Annotated in this window: 17 protein-coding genes; 7 read left to right on the top strand and 10 right to left on the bottom strand. The window is 68.9% G+C overall.

All coding sequences use genetic code 11. The features are described from left to right. Positions 1-142: 142 nt before the first annotated feature. The 4 genes from dxs to AWB94_RS18425 form a co-directional block, all read right to left on the bottom strand. A complete protein-coding gene (gene dxs, locus AWB94_RS18440; RefSeq protein ID WP_062656556.1) occupies positions 143-2,053 on the bottom strand; it encodes a 1-deoxy-D-xylulose-5-phosphate synthase in 1,911 nt (636 codons plus the stop codon). Between the two features lie 27 nt (positions 2,054-2,080). Then, a complete protein-coding gene (nhaA, locus tag AWB94_RS18435) occupies positions 2,081-3,349 on the bottom strand; it encodes a Na+/H+ antiporter NhaA (RefSeq protein WP_062656555.1) in 1,269 nt (422 codons plus the stop codon). A 62-nt stretch (positions 3,350-3,411) separates the two neighbouring features. Then, the gene (locus tag AWB94_RS18430; protein ID WP_062656554.1) at positions 3,412-4,584 is read right to left on the bottom strand and encodes a class I SAM-dependent RNA methyltransferase; all 1,173 of its coding nucleotides are present in this window, start codon (positions 4,582-4,584) and stop codon (positions 3,412-3,414) included. Continuing rightward, positions 4,581-6,572 carry an APC family permease gene (locus AWB94_RS18425; protein WP_062656553.1) on the bottom strand — a complete coding sequence of 664 codons (1,992 nt, stop codon included), beginning with the start codon at positions 6,570-6,572 and terminating at the stop codon, positions 4,581-4,583. Before AWB94_RS18425 ends, AWB94_RS18430 begins: the two co-directional genes overlap by 4 nt. Positions 6,573-6,683: 111 nt before the next feature. On the opposite strand from AWB94_RS18425, the gene AWB94_RS18420 reads away from it, so the two are divergent. Further along, complete coding sequence (locus AWB94_RS18420; protein WP_109762181.1) at positions 6,684-7,352, top strand: potassium channel family protein; 669 nt, start codon at positions 6,684-6,686, stop codon at positions 7,350-7,352. Further along, positions 7,352-8,017 carry a potassium channel family protein gene (locus AWB94_RS18415; protein ID WP_062656552.1) on the top strand — a complete coding sequence of 222 codons (666 nt, stop codon included), beginning with the start codon at positions 7,352-7,354 and terminating at the stop codon, positions 8,015-8,017. Before AWB94_RS18420 ends, AWB94_RS18415 begins: the two co-directional genes overlap by 1 nt. On the opposite strand, the gene AWB94_RS18410 is transcribed toward AWB94_RS18415, so the two are convergent. Then, complete coding sequence (locus tag AWB94_RS18410; protein WP_062656642.1) at positions 8,014-8,655, bottom strand: DUF3159 domain-containing protein; 642 nt, start codon at positions 8,653-8,655, stop codon at positions 8,014-8,016. The two genes, AWB94_RS18415 and AWB94_RS18410, sit on opposite strands and share 4 nt — an antisense overlap. Positions 8,656-8,738: 83 nt before the next feature. After that, positions 8,739-9,110 (bottom strand): OB-fold nucleic acid binding domain-containing protein, encoded by a 372-nt coding sequence (locus AWB94_RS18405; protein ID WP_062656551.1) that lies wholly within the window; start codon positions 9,108-9,110, stop codon positions 8,739-8,741. A 124-nt stretch (positions 9,111-9,234) separates the two neighbouring features. Between AWB94_RS18405 and AWB94_RS18400 the strand changes: the two genes are divergently transcribed. Next, positions 9,235-9,942 (top strand): hypothetical protein, encoded by a 708-nt coding sequence (locus AWB94_RS18400; protein WP_062656550.1) that lies wholly within the window; start codon positions 9,235-9,237, stop codon positions 9,940-9,942. On the opposite strand, the gene AWB94_RS18395 is transcribed toward AWB94_RS18400, so the two are convergent. Next, positions 9,943-10,638 carry a DUF3710 domain-containing protein gene (locus AWB94_RS18395; RefSeq protein ID WP_084395115.1) on the bottom strand — a complete coding sequence of 232 codons (696 nt, stop codon included), beginning with the start codon at positions 10,636-10,638 and terminating at the stop codon, positions 9,943-9,945. Beyond that, the gene (dut, locus tag AWB94_RS18390; protein WP_036403206.1) at positions 10,638-11,102 is read right to left on the bottom strand and encodes a dUTP diphosphatase; all 465 of its coding nucleotides are present in this window, start codon (positions 11,100-11,102) and stop codon (positions 10,638-10,640) included. Before dut ends, AWB94_RS18395 begins: the two co-directional genes overlap by 1 nt. Positions 11,103-11,127: 25 nt before the next feature. Here dut and AWB94_RS18385 point away from each other — a divergent pair, with 25 nt between their 5' ends. Beyond that, positions 11,128-11,604 (top strand): DUF3093 domain-containing protein, encoded by a 477-nt coding sequence (locus AWB94_RS18385; RefSeq protein ID WP_062656548.1) that lies wholly within the window; start codon positions 11,128-11,130, stop codon positions 11,602-11,604. Between the two features lie 7 nt (positions 11,605-11,611). Here AWB94_RS18385 and AWB94_RS18380 read toward each other — a convergent pair whose 3' ends face one another. Continuing rightward, entirely contained in the window at positions 11,612-11,914 is a 303-nt protein-coding gene (locus tag AWB94_RS18380) for a DUF4193 domain-containing protein (RefSeq protein ID WP_024449775.1), read from the bottom strand. A 160-nt stretch (positions 11,915-12,074) separates the two neighbouring features. Here AWB94_RS18380 and cei point away from each other — a divergent pair, with 160 nt between their 5' ends. Continuing rightward, the gene (cei, locus tag AWB94_RS18375; protein ID WP_062656547.1) at positions 12,075-12,725 is read left to right on the top strand and encodes an envelope integrity protein Cei; all 651 of its coding nucleotides are present in this window, start codon (positions 12,075-12,077) and stop codon (positions 12,723-12,725) included. Here the strand turns inward: cei and AWB94_RS18370 are convergent, their stop codons facing one another. Further along, positions 12,726-13,559 (bottom strand): inositol monophosphatase family protein, encoded by an 834-nt coding sequence (locus AWB94_RS18370; RefSeq protein WP_062656546.1) that lies wholly within the window; start codon positions 13,557-13,559, stop codon positions 12,726-12,728. Between the two features lie 71 nt (positions 13,560-13,630). Here AWB94_RS18370 and ppgK point away from each other — a divergent pair, with 71 nt between their 5' ends. Together ppgK and AWB94_RS18360 are read left to right on the top strand one after the other, a co-directional pair. Continuing rightward, a complete protein-coding gene (gene ppgK, locus AWB94_RS18365; RefSeq protein WP_062656545.1) occupies positions 13,631-14,419 on the top strand; it encodes a polyphosphate--glucose phosphotransferase in 789 nt (262 codons plus the stop codon). Positions 14,420-14,625: 206 nt separating this feature from the next. After that, positions 14,626-16,041, top strand: coding sequence for an RNA polymerase sigma factor (locus AWB94_RS18360; protein ID WP_062656641.1), 1,416 nt, complete (start codon positions 14,626-14,628; stop codon positions 16,039-16,041). Positions 16,042-16,056: the final 15 nt, after the last annotated feature.

The raw sequence follows: 16,056 nt of genomic DNA, 5'->3' as shown, positions 1-16,056 counted from the left end.
TGGACCTGTACCCGGTCCCGATGGCGTTGCGGGTATGGTGCGAGAAGTACCTCGCCCCCGACGGCCCGTTCGTCCGCTACCGACACACGACATGCGGCGGCCAGGTGGGGACGGCCGTGTTGCGACACCTGCGGTGACGGGTTCAGTCGACCTGCTCGCTGACGTCGACACCCACCGGGCTGCCCAACGCCGCCACCCAGCCGGTGATCTGGCGGGCGATGTGCTGATCGGTGAGCCCGATCTCGGTGAGGATCTCCGAGCGTGACGCGTGCTCCTGGAACTGCTGAGGAATCCCGACATCGCGGCACGGCACGTCGATATCGTTGCTGCGCAACGCTGCCGACACCGCCGAGCCGATCCCGCCGTGCACGCCGCTGTCCTCCACGGTGACCACCAGCTTGTGCGCTGACGCCAGCGCGTGCAGCGCGCGCGGCACCGGCAGCACCCAGCGCGGGTCGACGACGGTGACACCGATCCCCTGCCGTTGCAGCCGCTGCGCCACCGCCAGTGCCATCACCGCGAACGGTCCGACGGCGACGAGCAGGACGTCACCGGACAGGCCGTCGGCCGGCACCGCGAGGACATCCACCCCGTCACGCCGCTCCAGTGCCGGGATGTCTTCTCCCACAGCACCTTTCGGGAATCTGATGGCCGTCGGCCCGTCCTTGACGTCGAGCGCCTCACCGAACTCCTCGCGCAGCCGCGTCGCGTCACGCGGGGCGGCCACCCGCATTCCCGGCACGATGCCCAGCATCGACAGGTCCCACATGCCGTTGTGGCTGGCGCCGTCGTTCCCGGTGACCCCGGCGCGATCGAGCACCATGGTGACCGGCAGCTTGTGCAACGCGACATCCATCATCACCTGATCGAACGCCCGGTTCAGGAACGTCGAGTAGATGGCCACCACGGGGTGCATGCCACCCATCGCCAACCCGGCCGCCGACGTCATGGCGTGCTGCTCGGCGATGCCGACATCGAAGAAGCGGTCCGGATAGTGCTGGCGGAACGCGCTCAGCCCGGTCGGGCCGGGCATCGCCGCGGTGATGGCGACGATATCGCGGCGGCGGGCCGCCTTCTTGATCAGCTCGTCGGAGAAGACCGAGGTCCAGCCTGGCGGGGAGGCGGCCGTCGAGCGCCCGGTGCGCGGGTCGATGACACCCGTCGAGTGCATCTGCTCGGCTTCGTCGTTCTCGGCGAACGAATAGCCCATGCCCTTGCGGGTGACGACGTGCACGATCACCGGCGCGTTGAAACCACGTGCGCTGCGCAGCGCCGCCTCGACGGCCCGCTCGTCGTGGCCGTCGATCGGCCCGACATACTTCAGCCCCAGGTCGGTGAACATGACCTGCGGCGACAGCGCGTCCTTGATCCCGGCCTTGACGCTGTGCATGCACTGATAGCAGAGCTCACCGATCAGCGGCACACCGCGCACCGTGTCGCGGCCCTTCTCCAGCAGCTTCTCGTATCCCGGCTGCAGGCGCAGGCCGGCCAGATGGTCGGCCAGCCCACCGATGGTCGGGGCGTAGCTGCGCCCGTTGTCGTTGACGACGATGACGATGGGCCGGTGCGCGGCGGCGATGTTGTTCAGCGCCTCCCAGCACATGCCGCCGGTCAGCGCCCCGTCACCGACGACCGCCACCACATGCCGGTTGCGATGCCCGGACAACTCGAACGCCTTGGCCAACCCGTCGGCGTAGGACAGCGCGGTGCTGGCGTGACTGGACTCCACCCAGTCGTGCTCGCTCTCGGCCCGCGACGGGTAGCCGGACAGGCCACCCTTCATCCGCAGGTTGGCGAACTCCGCGCAGCGGCCGGTGAGCATCTTGTGCACGTAGGCCTGATGGCCGGTGTCGAAGATGATCGGGTCGTGCGGCGAGTCGAAAACCCGGTGCAGCGCCAGGGTCAGTTCGACCACGCCCAGGTTCGGGCCGAGATGACCGCCGGTTGCAGCAACCTTGTGAATCAGGAATTCACGGATTTCACAGGCCAGATCGTTGAGCTGCGACTGGGAAAGGTGCTGCAGATCTGCGGGTCCGCGGATCTGTTCAAGCATCCCGTCAGTTTACGCACGCAACACCGGTCAGTCCCGTCGAGCCTGATAGATGTCGGGCACGCCGTCGCGGTCGGCGTCGGCGGTCTCCAGCGCATGGATGCGCCGGTAGGCGGCATTGCGGCTGACCAGCACGACCGCGGCGAGCGCGCCGGCCAGCACGGATCCGCACAGCACCGCGATCTTGACGTCGGTGTCCGCCGCGCTGCCGTCGGCGAAGGCCAGCTCGCCGATCAGCAGCGAGACGGTGAACCCGATACCGGCCAGCAACGCGACCCCGAGCACGTCGCGCCAGGCCAGTTCGTCGTCCAGGCTGGCCCCGGTGAACCGGGCCAGCAGCCATGTGGTGCAGAACACACCGATCGGCTTGCCCAGCACCAGCGCGGCGATGACGCCGATGGTCACCGGATGTAGCAACGAGTCACCCAGGCCGCTCAGACCGCCCACGGTGACACCGGCCGCGAAGAACGCGAACACCGGCACCGCCACCCCTGCCGACAGCGGCCGCATACGGTGTTCGATGGACTCGGCCGCGGCGTGCCGCCCGAACACCGGGACGGTGAACCCGAGCAGCACCCCCGCCACCGTGGCGTGCACCCCGCTGGCGTGCACCAGCGCCCAGGCGGTGACGGCCAGCGGGATCAGCAGCAGTGGATGCCTGATCCCCTTCTGCACGGCCAAGCCGAACAGCCCGATCGGGACGAGTGCGGCCAGCAGTGGACCGGGCGCGAGATGGTCGGTGTAGAACGCGGCGATGACGGTGATCGCCAGCAGATCGTCCACGACGGCCAGGGTGAGCAGAAAGGTTCGCAACGCGGTCGGCAGGTGGGTGGACAGGACGGCGAGAACGGCCAGCGCGAACGCGATATCGGTGGCGATGGGGACGGCCCAGCCGCCGAGGTTCTCCCGGTGACCGGCATTCACGGCGACGAAGATGGCCGCCGGCGCGATCATGCCGCCGACGGCCGCCGCGATCGGCAGCGCCGCTCGTGACGGGTCGCGGAGGTCACCGGCGACGAACTCGCGTTTGAGCTCGACGCCGACGACGAAGAAGAAGATGGCCAACAGGCCGTCGGCGGCCCAGGCGCTGATCGTCAGATTCAGGTGCAGCTGTTCCGGGCCGAAGGCGAAATCGGAGAGTCTGCGGTAGTTGTCCGCCCACGGCGAGTTGGCCCAGATCAGGGCGGCGCCCGCGGCGACGAGCAGCAGCATGCCGCCCACCGTTTCGCTGCGCAGGATCTCGCTCAGGTGCTTGGTCTCGGGCCAGGAGCCCCGGCTGAGTAGTCGGCGCCTGATCATCGGTCTCCTCCGGGTAGCGGTCAGCGACGCCGACCAGACTTCCCGGCACACCTGGACCCAGGTTATCGCGTCAGCACCGCCACGCACTCCACATGGTGGGTCAGCGGGAAGGCGTCGAACACCCGCACCTGTTCGACGGTGTACCCGTTGCGCAGGTACTCCCCCACGTCGCGGGCGAAAGATGCTGTCTCGCAACCGATGTGGATCACCCTCGGCACCCTGGCGATCATGTCGATCACCTCGCGCCCGGCCCCGGTCCGCGGCGGGTCGAGCACCGCGACGTCCGCCGCCGGGCGGCGCTGCCCCGACAGCGCACGGCGCACGGAGTCCGTCAGCACCGACACCCACGGCATATCGGCCAGCGCCGCACGCGCGGCGCGCGCCGATCCCCGTGACGTGTCGACCGTCAGCACGTGCCCCGACGCACCGACCTCTGCGGCCAGCGCCGCCGCGAAAACCCCTGCGCCACCGTAGAGATCCCACGCCGTCATGCCGGGCCGCAGCCGGGCCGCATCGCGGATCAGGGCGCTGTAGAGCTCGGGGGCGTCCCGGTGCGCCTGCCAGAACGCCGTGACCGGCACCCGCCATTGCCGGCCGCCGATGCGCTGCACCGCCTCGTAGTCGCCTTCGACGACCTGCGTCTGCGCCTTGCGGCCCGGGCCCGTCTGCACGATATGCCGCACACCGTCGTCGTCGACGGCGATGTGCAGTTGCGCCCCCGGCGGCCAGCGCGACCCGGCCACCCCGTCCAGCAGCCCAGGCCGCAGCTGCCCGCAGTTCAGCTCGGGATGCAGCTCGGTGCTGTGATAACGGTGAAACCCGGCGTGACCGGACTCCGACACGTCGAGGCGCACCCGGGTGCGCCAGCCGGTGGCGCCGGTCGTACCGACCTCTTCGGCCACCCCGCTCCACTGGAAGCCACCCAGGCGGGCCAGCTGATTGGCCACCACCTCACCCTTGAGCCGGCGGACGGCCGACGGCTCGGCGAACGCCAGGTCACAACAGCCCGAGCCGTCCACACCGGCGATCGGACACAGCGGCTCGATCCGATCCGGCGACGCCTCCAGGACCTCGAGAACATCGGCGTGCCAATAGGATCCACGCTCGGAGCGCACCCGCACCCGCACCGTCTCCCCCGGCAGCGCGTAGCGGACGAACACCACCCGGCCGTCGTGGCGTGCCACGCAGCTGCCACCGTTGGCCGCCGCCCCGGTGGTCAGCGTCAGCTCGTTCAATCCAGGAAACCTCTGCGCGCATCGCCGGGCGCGGACTGCGGCGCCAGCTTCTTGAGCCGTTCCGACGAATTCAGCTGCCACGGCACCGAGGTCACCATCACATTCGGCTCGAACAGCAACCTGCCCTTGAGCCGCAGCGCGCTCTGGTTGTGCAGCACCTGCTCCCACCAATGCCCCACCACGTACTCGGGAATGAACACCGTCACCACGGTGCGCGGTGACTCCTTGGTGACGCGCTTGACGTAATCCAGTACGGGCCTGGTGATTTCGCGGTAGGGCGAGGCGATCACCTTGAGCGGGACGCTGACATCGCTTTCCTCCCACTCGTGCACCAGCTGACGCGTCTCGGCGTCGTCGACGCTGACGGTGATGGCCTCCAGCACGTCCGGGCGGGTGGCCCTGGCGTAGGCCAGCGCACGCCGGGTCGGCAGATGCAGTTTCGACACCAACACCACGGCGTGGTTGCGGCTGGGCAGCACCATGTCACCCGCCGATTCCTCCTGCTCCTCCAACTCCCGCGACACCGTCGCATAGTGCTTGTGGATGAGCTTCATGATCACGAACAGCGAGGACATCGCCAGGATGGCAATCCACGCCCCGGCAAGGAATTTCGTCAGGATGACGATGACGAGCACCGTGCCGGTGCACACGCACCCGATGCTGTTGATCACCCGGGAGCGCATCATGTGGCGGCGCACCGCCGGGTCGGTCTCGATGCGCAGCAGCCGGGTCCAATGCCGCACCATACCGATCTGGCTGAGGGTGAACGAGACGAAGACGCCGACGATGTACAGCTGGATCAGCGCAGTCACCTCGGCGCGGAACGCCACCACGAACGCGATGGCGGCGAACGCCAGGAACAGGATGCCGTTGGAGAACGCCAGCCGGTCACCGCGGGTGTGCAGCTGGCGCGGCAGGTAGCGATCCTGCGCCAGGATCGAGCCGAGCACCGGGAAGCCGTTGAAGGCCGTGTTCGCGGCCAGCACCAGGATCAGCGCGGTGACGCCCGCGATGGCGTAGAGCCCGATCGGGAAATCGTGGAACACCGCATCGGCCAGCTGCGCCACCAGGGTCTTCTGGTGGTATCCCGGGGGTGCCCCGACCAGCTGATCGGGGCTCTCGGCCATCTTCGCGCCGGTCTCCTTGGCCAGCATGATGATGCCGAGGAACAACGTCGTGGCGATCCCGCCCAGTAGCAGCAGGGTGGTTGCGGCGTTGCGCGACTTGGGCTTCTGGAACGCCGGTACCCCGTTGCTGATCGCTTCCACGCCGGTCAGCGCCGCGCAGCCGGAGGAGAACGCCCTGGCCACCAGGAACACCATGGCCAGGCCCAGCACGTCGCCGTGCTCGGAATGCATCTCGAAGCCGGCGGACTCGGCCCGCAGTTCGTGCCCGAGCACGAAGATCTGGAAGAACCCCCAGCCCAGCATCAGGTACATGCCGATCATGAACGCGTAGGTGGGGATGGCGAAGGCGGTCCCGGATTCCCGGATACCGCGCAGGTTCAGCGAGGCCAACACCAGGATCGCCGCCACCGCGAACAACACCTTGTGCTGGGCGATGAACGGCACCGCCGAGCCGATGTTCGACATCGCCGACGCCATCGACACCGCCACCGTGAGGACATAGTCGACCAGCAGCGCACTGGCCACCGTCAGACCGGCGGTGTGCCCGAGGTTGGTGGTGACCACCTCGTAGTCACCGCCCCCAGAGGGGTAGGCGTGCACGTTCTGCCGGTAGCTGGCGATCACCACCATCATGACCGCGGCCACCGCCAACCCGACCCATGGGGCCACCGAGTAGGAGGTCAGCCCGGCCACCGACAGCACCAGGAAGATTTCCTCCGGTGCGTAGGCGACGGACGACAGGGCGTCGGAGGCGAACACCGGCAGCGCGATCCGCTTGGGCAGCAGCGTGTGCGCGAGCTTGTCGCTGCGGAACGGCCTTCCCAGGACCAGCCGGCGCGCGGCGGTCGAAAGCTTGGACACGAGTGCCAAGACTAAGCCCACCGCCGATTGGCTGTAGCGTTCCGGGTGCGCACGGTTGGATGGCATGTCGGATAGGGCGCTGTTCCTGGCAAACGGGCGAGAGGACCCAGGGTGCGGGTTGTGGTGATGGGATGCGGCCGAGTAGGCGCGTCATTGGCCGACGGGTTGTCCCGGATCGGCCATGAAGTGGCGGTGATCGACCGTGACGGCACGGCGTTCAACCGGCTCTCCCCCGAGTTCACCGGCGAGCGGGTGCTCGGCATGGGCTTCGACCGCGATGTGCTGTTGCGGGCCGGCATCGAGGAGGCCGGCGCCTTCGCCGCGGTGTCCTCCGGTGACAACTCCAACATCATCTCGGCCCGGGTGGCCAGGGAGACCTTCCGGGTGGAGCGGGTGGTGGCCCGCATCTACGACGCCAAGCGCGCCGCGGTCTACGAGCGCCTCGGCATCCCGACGGTGGCCACCGTGCCGTGGACCACCGACCGGCTGCTCAACGTGCTGACCCGGGAAACCGAAACCACCAAATGGCGCGACCCGTCCGGCAACGTCGGGGTGGCCGAGCTGCCGCTGCACGAGGAATGGGCCGGCCGCCCCATCACCGAACTGGAGGCCGCCACCGGCGGCCGGGTGGCGTTCCTGCTCCGGCTGGGAACGGGACTGCTGCCGGACGCCAAGACCGTCATCCAGGCCGGCGACAACGTCTACATGGCCGCCATCTCCGGCCACATCGCAGAAGCCATGGCGATCTCCGCACTGCCGCCGAGCGAGGACGAGAACTGATGAAGGTAGCCATCGCCGGGGCCGGCGCCGTCGGCCGATCCATCGCCCGCGAACTCGTCGACAGCCACGACGTGACGCTGCTGGAGCGCGACCCGCAACACATCGACGTCGACGCCATCCCCGCCGCACAGTGGCGCCTCGGCGACGCGTGCGAGCTGAGCCTGCTGGAGTCGGTGAAGCTGGAGGAGTTCGACGTCGTGATCGCCGCCACCGGCGACGACAAGGCCAACGTGGTGGTCAGTCTGCTGGCCAAGACCGAGTTCGCGGTGCCGCGCGTGGTGGCCCGGGTCAACGACCCCCGCAACGAGTGGCTGTTCGACGAGAGCTGGGGTGTGGACGTCGCGGTATCCACCCCGCGGATGCTCGCCTCACTGGTCGAAGAGGCGGTGGCCGTGGGTGATCTGGTGCGGCTGATGAGTTTCCGCAAGGGCCAGGCGAATCTGGTCGAGATCACGCTGCCCGACGACACCCCGTGGGGCGGCAAGGCCGTCAAACGCCTCCAATTGCCCCGTGACGCCTCGTTGGTGACGATTCTGCGCGGGCCGAGGGTGATCGTGCCGGAGAGCGACGAACCGCTGGAGGGCGGCGACGAGTTGATCTTCGTGGCCGTCGCCGAGGTCGAAGAGGAACTGCGGGAGCTGTTGCTGCACCCCGCCAGGTCCTAACCCTCTTCGGCACCCCTCTGGGAGTCCGGCTGCTCGCCCTGCCCGTTGCTGTGCGCCTCGGCGGCGTGTTGGGCGTGCACGGCGCGCTGGGCGTACCGGATGGCGAAGTACGTGACGATCGCCGCGATGCCCGTCAACGGCCAGCCCATCGCGATACGGGCCACGCCCAGCCAACCGGTCTGGTCGGCGTCGTACAGGCGGTGCTGGACCACGAACCGGGCGGCGAACACCGCGACCCACACCAGGGTGGCGATATCGAAGGCCAGCACCGCGCGGCGCACCTGGCGCCAGCCGCGGCCGTGATCGTTGATCCATCCCCACACGTATCCGACGACGGGCCGGCGGATCAGCACCGACAGCGCGAACACCGCGGCCCAGATCAGCGAGGACCAAATACCCAGCAGGAAGTAGCCTTTCGAGGCGCCGACCAGGTACGCGATCAGCGCACTGATACCGACACCCATGAACCCGGACACCGCCGGCTGCAGCGATTCCCGGCGGAACAGCCGCCAGAACAGAACGAGGGCCGCCACCCCCAGTGCGGCGAAGATCGCGGGCAGCAGGCCCGCGGTGGTCGATACCGGGACGAAGACCACAACCGGGAGCGATGAATAGATCAGGCCGCTGATGCCGCCCATTTGGTCGAGAATCGCCCGCGCACCGGTGCCACCCGGCTTCTCGCCGTCCTCGACCTTGTCAGCTGTCCCCTGGTCGGGACGAGTCACTTCTGAATCTCGTAGTGCGGGTTGTAGATCGCCTTCGATCCATTTTCCAGCTTGCCCAGCCGCCCGTGCACCCGCAGCGTCCGACCGGATTCGATCCCGGGGATGCGGCGCTGCCCCAGCCAGACCAACTGGACCGAGTCGGTGCCGTCGAACAACTCGGCGCGAACGCCGCTGGCGCAACCCTTTGCGTTGGTTTCGACACAACGCAGGGTTCCGACCATCGTGACTTCCTGCCCGCGTCGACAGTCGATCGCGCGCTGCGCGCCGGTACTGGCCGCCTCGTCGCTGAGCTCCTCGACATCGAGCGTCTCGGGGTCTTCTGTGAGCCGCCGGGTGAGCCGGCGCAGATACCCTTCGGCCGTAGCCATGGCCTCTCCCTTGCCGCGAATCCGTCGTGGATTCACTTCCCTAACCCTCGCCACCGTAGACCTGTTGGGTTCGAATCGCCACGTCGTGCCGGGCGCGTCGCGCCGGTGGGTGCAACATCGAGTGATGGCGGTGAATCTGCGCGGGGTCACGACGGTGCTGCTGGCCGGTACCGGGTCCGACGACGACTATGTTTACCGGGCCTTTTCAGGCGCGTTACACGAGGTGGGAGCGGTGCTGGTGACACCGCCGCCGCAGCCGCAGCAGCTGATCGCCGGCTATCTGGCCGCCCTGGACGACGCGGCCCGTGGTGACGAACACAACACCATCGCCGTCGGCGGCGTGTCGATCGGCGCGGCGGTGGCAGTCGCCTGGGCGCTGGCGCATCCCGCCCACACCGTCGCCGTGCTGGCCGCTCTGCCGGCGTGGACGGGCCAGCCCGGCAACGCCCCGGCGGCGCTGTCCGCGCGGCACACCGCGGCGCTGCTGCGCACCGACGGCCTGGCGGCCACGGTGGCCACGATGCGGGCGTCCAGCCCGGCCTGGTTGGGCGACGAGCTCACCCGGTCCTGGCTGGCGCAGTGGCCGGCACTGCCCGACGCGATGGACGAGGCGGCCCGGCATGTGTCGCCGACGAGCGCCGAACTGGCCACCCTGGCGGTCCCGATGGGCGTGGCGGCCGCGACCGACGACCCGATCCACCCGGTCGACGTGGCGCTGGAGTGGGTGGCGGCGGCGCCGCGTGCGGCGCTGCGCACCGTCACCCTGGATGCGATGGGCGCCGATCCGGCCGCCCTCGGCGCGGCCTGTGTCGGGGCGCTGCTGGAGCTCTGACTAGCCGCCGGTGATGGTGCTGCGCAGCTGCTGCATGGCCGACATGGCGGTGCGGCGAGCGTCCCCCTCCGGCGGTGCCTGCTGCTCGGCCTGGGCCTGGGCTTGGGCCGCGGCGGCCCGCAACTGCTCGGCCATCGGACCGGGTAACTGCACCGTAAGCGGCGTGCGCACCGGAAGCGGCGTGTCCCCACGGCGAACCACCGTGTCGGCCAACGCTTCTCGCGCCTCGGCCGCCAGCGCCTCGATCGTCTCGGGCGCGCCGTTGACCACACAGCGGATCATCCATCGGTAGCCGTCGATACCGATGAACCGCACCACGCCGGGCGTCTGCCCCTGCGGGGCGGAGGTACCGACACCTACCACCTCACGACCCCAGCGGCCGTCCTCGATCCGCACCTTTGCACCGTCCTGGCGCAGCGAATCGGCCAGCTCGCCGGCCACCTCACGCCACAGCCCGGCCGACTTGGGTGCCGCGTATGCCGCGATGGTGAAACGACCGTTGGGCGTCACCACCCACACCGAGCTGGGCACGCCCTGATCGGTGAGCTCCACCTGTACCTGGCCGGCCTCGGGCATCGGGATGAGCACCGACCCGAGATCCAGGCGGGCCACCGTGGCCGCCTCCGGGTCGTCGAAATCCTCGATATCGAACGGGCCGTCAAAGTCGTCTTGGAAATCCTCGTCGTTATCTGCCATCACAAACTCGCATGTCCGCCGGAGGAACCGTGGCCACCATCGCCACGAGAGGTGTCAGCCAGCCCGGCCTCGTCGAACGACGACACCTCGACCAGCTCGGGAAGCTCGACCCGCTGCACCAGCAGTTGCGCGATGCGGTCACCGCGCCGGATCACAATCGGCTGCTCCGGGTCGAGATTGATCAGCGTCACCTTGATCTCCCCACGGTACCCGGCATCGACGGTGCCGGGACTGTTCACGATCGAAAGGCCCACGCGCGTAGCCAAACCCGAACGGGGATGCACCAATCCGACCATTCCGTGCGGGATGGCGACGGCGATCCCGGTCGGCACCAGGGCGCGGTGGCCGGGGGCCAGTTCCAGGTCGACGGCGCTGAACAGGTCCACACCTGCATCGCCGTCGTGGGCCCGGCTGGGCATCGGTAGTTCGCGGTCCAGACGCACGACCGCCAGAGAAGTGGGCACGACGCGACAGATTACCCTTGGCCACGTGTCTGACACGCGCGCAACCACCCAATCGGTGCGTTATCGGGAACGGCTGACGGTGCCGTGGTGGTTCTGGCCGCCCGCCCTGGGGCTGGCCGGCCTGATCGCGACCGAGGTGAACATGGGCGTGCAGAGCCTGCCCGACTGGGTGCCGTTCGCGGTGCTGCTACCGGTGGCCGCGGCCGTGCTGATCTGGATGAGCAGGATGGAGGTGCGGGTGGTCGACGGGCCAGGCGGGCCGCAGCTGTGGGCCGGTCCGGCACATCTGCCGGTCAGTGTCGTCTCCCGCTCGGCGGAGGTGCCGAAGTCGGCCAAATCGGCGGCGCTGGGCCGCCAGCTCGACCCCGCCGCCTATGTGTTGCATCGGGCCTGGGTGGGGCCGATGGTGCTGGTCGTCCTGGACGATCCCGACGACCCCACCCCGTACTGGTTGGTGAGCTGCCGGCACCCCGACCGGGTGCTGGCAGCCCTGCGCTCCTGAGCGCGTGCTACGCGGCGCAGTCCGTGCAGATCATCACGCCGTTCTTCTCGCTGGCGAGCCGGCTGCGGTGATGCACCAGGAAGCAGCTCGAGCACGTGAATTCGTCGGCCTGCTTCGGAATGACGCGCACCGAGAGTTCTTCGCCCGACAGGTCGGCGCCGGGCAGTTCGAACGATTCCGCGGACTCGGATTCGTCGACGTCCACGACGGCCGATTGGGCCTCGTTACGCCGGGCCTTGAGCTCCTCCAGCGAATCCTCTGAAACGTCGTCGGTCTCTGAACGACGCGGCGCGTCGTAGTCGGTAGCCATCTCATCCCCTCCGTTACCTTGCAGCAGAGCTTTGTACCAGCGTCGAACGCCTACACCAAATGATTCGTGCCCCGAATGCGCCCCGAACGGGTGTGATTTACCTCACACAGTTGACGGCCGGCCGGGCGACGGTGCCGGCCGGTGCCTCTAAGGTGCAGGGGTGGTCGCTCTCATCACCGACGGCACGGCGTTCGACAAGCACGGTCGCCCGTTCCGCAGACGGAACCATGTGCCCATCCTGTGCCTGTTCCTGGCGCTGGCCGTCGCCACCGGCGTGGTGTGGGTGATCGCGCTGAACCGGCCCGCCGATGTGCACGAGGCGGCGGTCTGCAACGCTCCCCCGCCCGCCACCGACCCGAACGCGCCCAAGCTGGGCCAGCAGGTGTCACGGGACACGATGACCGACGTGATGCCGGCCAAGCTCGCCGACACCAAGATCAAGGTGCTCAACGCCAGCGGCCAGGGCGGCCAGGCCGCCGAGGTGTCCGGCGCGCTGCGGGATCTCGGATTCGCCCAGCCCACCGCATCCAACGACGCCATCTACGCCGGGACCCGGCTGGAATGCCAGGGCCAGATCCGGTTCGGCCCGGCCGGCCAGGCCGCCGCGGCGGCGGTATGGCTGGTGGCGCCGTGCACCGAGCTGTTCCAGGACCAGCGCACCGACGACTCCGTCGACCTCGCGCTGGGCACCGAATTCACCGAGTTCAGCCACAACGACGATATCGACGCCATGCTGGCCAGCCTGCGCCCCGACGCAACCCAGCCGCCGGATCCCGCGCTGCTGCGCAAGATCCACAGCGCCGCCTGTTGATCAGCGACCGCCCAGCCCGTCCAGCGCCGCCCCGAGCGCGGCGGCCACCCCGGGCGCGGCCGCGTAGAGCATGTCCGGGTCCGGCACGTGCACGACGGCACCGGCCTCCGTCGCGATGAGCACCCCGGCCGCCCAGTCCCAGACGTGCACGTCGTCCTCGAAGTAGGCGTCCATCTGCCCGGCCGCGACCATGCACAGATCCAGCGCGCACGAACCGATCCGGCGGATATCGCGCACCTCGGGCAACAATGCGGCCAGCACCTGCGCCTGACGCGCCCTGCGCTGCGCGTCGTACGAGAAGCCGGTACCCACCAGCGCCAGACCCAGATCGTCGATGTCATTGCAGCGCAACGTCGTTGACTGGCCGTTTCGGGTGACGGTGGCTCCGTGGCCGAGCGCCGCCGAGTACAGCTCGCCGGTGGCCACGTTGACCACCGCGCCCGCGACCGACGTGCCGTCGATCTGCACGCCCACCGAGACGGCGTAGTCGGCGATGCCGTAGACGAAATTCACCGTGCCGTCGATGGGGTCGATCACCCAGACCGGACGCCCCGGCTCGGCATCCGCCGAGCCACCCTCCTCTTCGCCGAGCACCTGATCACCGGGCCGCAGCACCGCCAGCCGGTCCCGGATCAATCGCTCGGTCTCGGTGTCCACCACGGTCACCGGGTCGGTGCGCGTGCTCTTGGAACGCACCGACCCGGCCGCGGTGGCCGCGCTCGCGAACACCTCACCGCGGCGACGGGAGACGAAATCGGCAGCCTCGGTGGCCAGTTGCTCGGCCACGGACCGCAACGTCAGCGGATCACAGTTGTTGGTTTGCACACCCACCATCGCAACACAGGCCGTCGCGGGGCACTAATGTGTGTGACGCGTCGCATCCGCCGTCCCGTGAGGAGCGCTCAATGACCGACCCCGAGTCCAGCACCCATCGCCGCGGATTCGGCGTCGACGTCGGTGGCAGCGGCATCAAGGGTGGCATCGTCGATCTGGACACCGGCATGCTCATCGGCGAACGTTTCAAGCTCCCGACACCGCAGCCGTCCACCCCGGAGGCCGTCGCCAAGACGGTGGCCGCCGTGGTCGGCGAGTTCGGCTGGACCGGGCCGCTCGGGGTCACCTATCCGGGTGTGGTGACCAACGGGATCGTGCGTACCGCGGCGAACGTCGACAAGGGCTGGATCGGCACCAACGCCGTAGAGCTCATCAGCAACGAACTGGGCGGTGCGGCGGTCACCGTGCTCAACGACGCCGACGCCGCCGGGCTCGCCGAAGAACGGTTCGGCGCCGGTAAGGACAAGTCCGGCGTGATCGTGCTGCTGACCTTCGGCACCGGCATCGGCTCGGCCGTGATCCACAACGGCGTCCTGCTGCCCAACACCGAGTTCGGGCATCTGGAGGTGGGCGGCAAGGAGGCCGAGCACCGGGCCGCGTCCTCGGTCAAGGAGCGCAAGGAATGGAGCTACGAGCGCTGGACCCAGGAAGTCACCAAGGTGCTGGTGGCCATCGAGAACGCGATCTGGCCGGATCTGTTCATCGCCGGCGGCGGTATCAGCCGCAAGGCGGACAAATGGATCCCCCTGCTGAAGAACCGCACGCCCGTGGTGGCCGCGACGCTGCTGAACGAGGCGGGCATCGTCGGGGCCGCGATGGCCGCCGCGTTGAGCAGCGACGCGGCCCACGGCACCGGCTGATCGGTCGTCGGCGACGCGCGCGAACAGGCCGGATTTGGCGCACGGCACAGCCTTATCTCACACTGTCGTTACAATGGTCAACGGCGGCCGCCTACCGAGATAGCGGCGGGTTTCCGAGCAGAGATCATCGCCAATATTCGACACAGCCGACGCTTTCCGGTGGTGCATGCGTGCGCACCGGGATCCGCAAGACCGAAAGGGTGTACGTGGCAGCGACAAAAGCAAGCCCGGCAACCGACGAGCCGGTGAAGCGCACCGCCGCCAAGACTCCTGCGAAGAAGGCCCCGGCCAAGGCCGCAGCCGCCAAGGCGCCGGCGAAGCGGGCCACCAAGGCCCCCGCCAAGAAGGCCCCCGCGAAGGCGGGGGGCACGGCCGGTATCGATCCCGATGCCGTAGACCTCGGGGACGACCTGGAGGCCGACGACCTCGACGTGGAGCCCGGCGACGATCTCGAGGTCGACGACGTCGTCCTCGATGACGACCTGGAAGCCGACGCCGCGGACGAGGGCGACGACGCCGAGGCCGACGAGGAGGGCGAGGTCGCCGAGGACGCGGCCGACGTCAAGCCGGCCGCCAAGGCCGCCGAAGCCGACGAGGAGCACCCGGAACCGTCCGAGAAGGACAAGGCGTCCGGCGACTTCGTCTGGGACGAGGAGGAGTCCGAGGCCCTGCGCCAGGCCCGCAAGGACGCCGAACTGACCGCGTCGGCGGACTCGGTCCGCGCGTACCTGAAGCAGATCGGCAAGGTCGCCCTGCTGAACGCGGAGGAGGAGGTCGAACTCGCCAAGCGCATCGAGGCCGGCCTGTACTGCACCCAGCTGATGCTCGAACTCGCCGAGAAGGGCGAGAAGCTGACCACCGCCCAGCGTCGCGACTACCAGTGGATCTGCCGCGACGGTGACCGCGCCAAGAACCATCTGCTGGAGGCCAACCTGCGCCTGGTGGTGTCGTTGGCCAAGCGCTACACCGGTCGCGGCATGGCGTTCCTGGACCTGATCCAGGAGGGCAACCTGGGTCTGATCCGCGCGGTGGAGAAGTTCGACTACACCAAGGGTTACAAGTTCTCCACCTACGCCACCTGGTGGATCCGCCAGGCCATCACCCGCGCCATGGCCGACCAGGCCCGCACCATCCGCATCCCGGTGCACATGGTCGAGGTGATCAACAAGCTGGGCCGGATCCAGCGCGAGCTGCTGCAGGACCTGGGCCGCGAACCCACGCCCGAAGAGCTGGCCAAGGAAATGGACATCACGCCGGAGAAGGTGCTGGAGATCCAGCAGTACGCGCGTGAACCCATTTCGCTGGACCAGACCATCGGCGACGAGGGCGACAGCCAGCTCGGCGACTTCATCGAGGACTCCGAGGCCGTCGTGGCCGTCGACGCGGTGTCGTTCACGCTGCTGCAGGATCAGCTGCAGTCGGTGCTGGAGACGCTGTCCGAGCGCGAGGCCGGCGTGGTCCGGCTGCGCTTCGGCCTGACCGACGGGCAGCCGCGCACCCTCGACGAGATCGGGCAGGTCTACGGCGTCACGCGGGAACGCATCCGCCAGATCGAGTCGAAGACCATGAGCAAGCTGCGCCACCCCAGCCGCTCACAGGTGCTGCGCGACTACCTCGATTAGGTCGTCGCCGGTGTG

The organism is Mycolicibacterium canariasense (assembly GCF_002101555.1).
In the GTDB taxonomy this organism is placed as follows: Bacteria; Actinomycetota; Actinomycetes; order Mycobacteriales; family Mycobacteriaceae; genus Mycobacterium; species Mycobacterium canariasense.
This window is presented reverse-complemented; position numbering and strand designations above follow the sequence as displayed.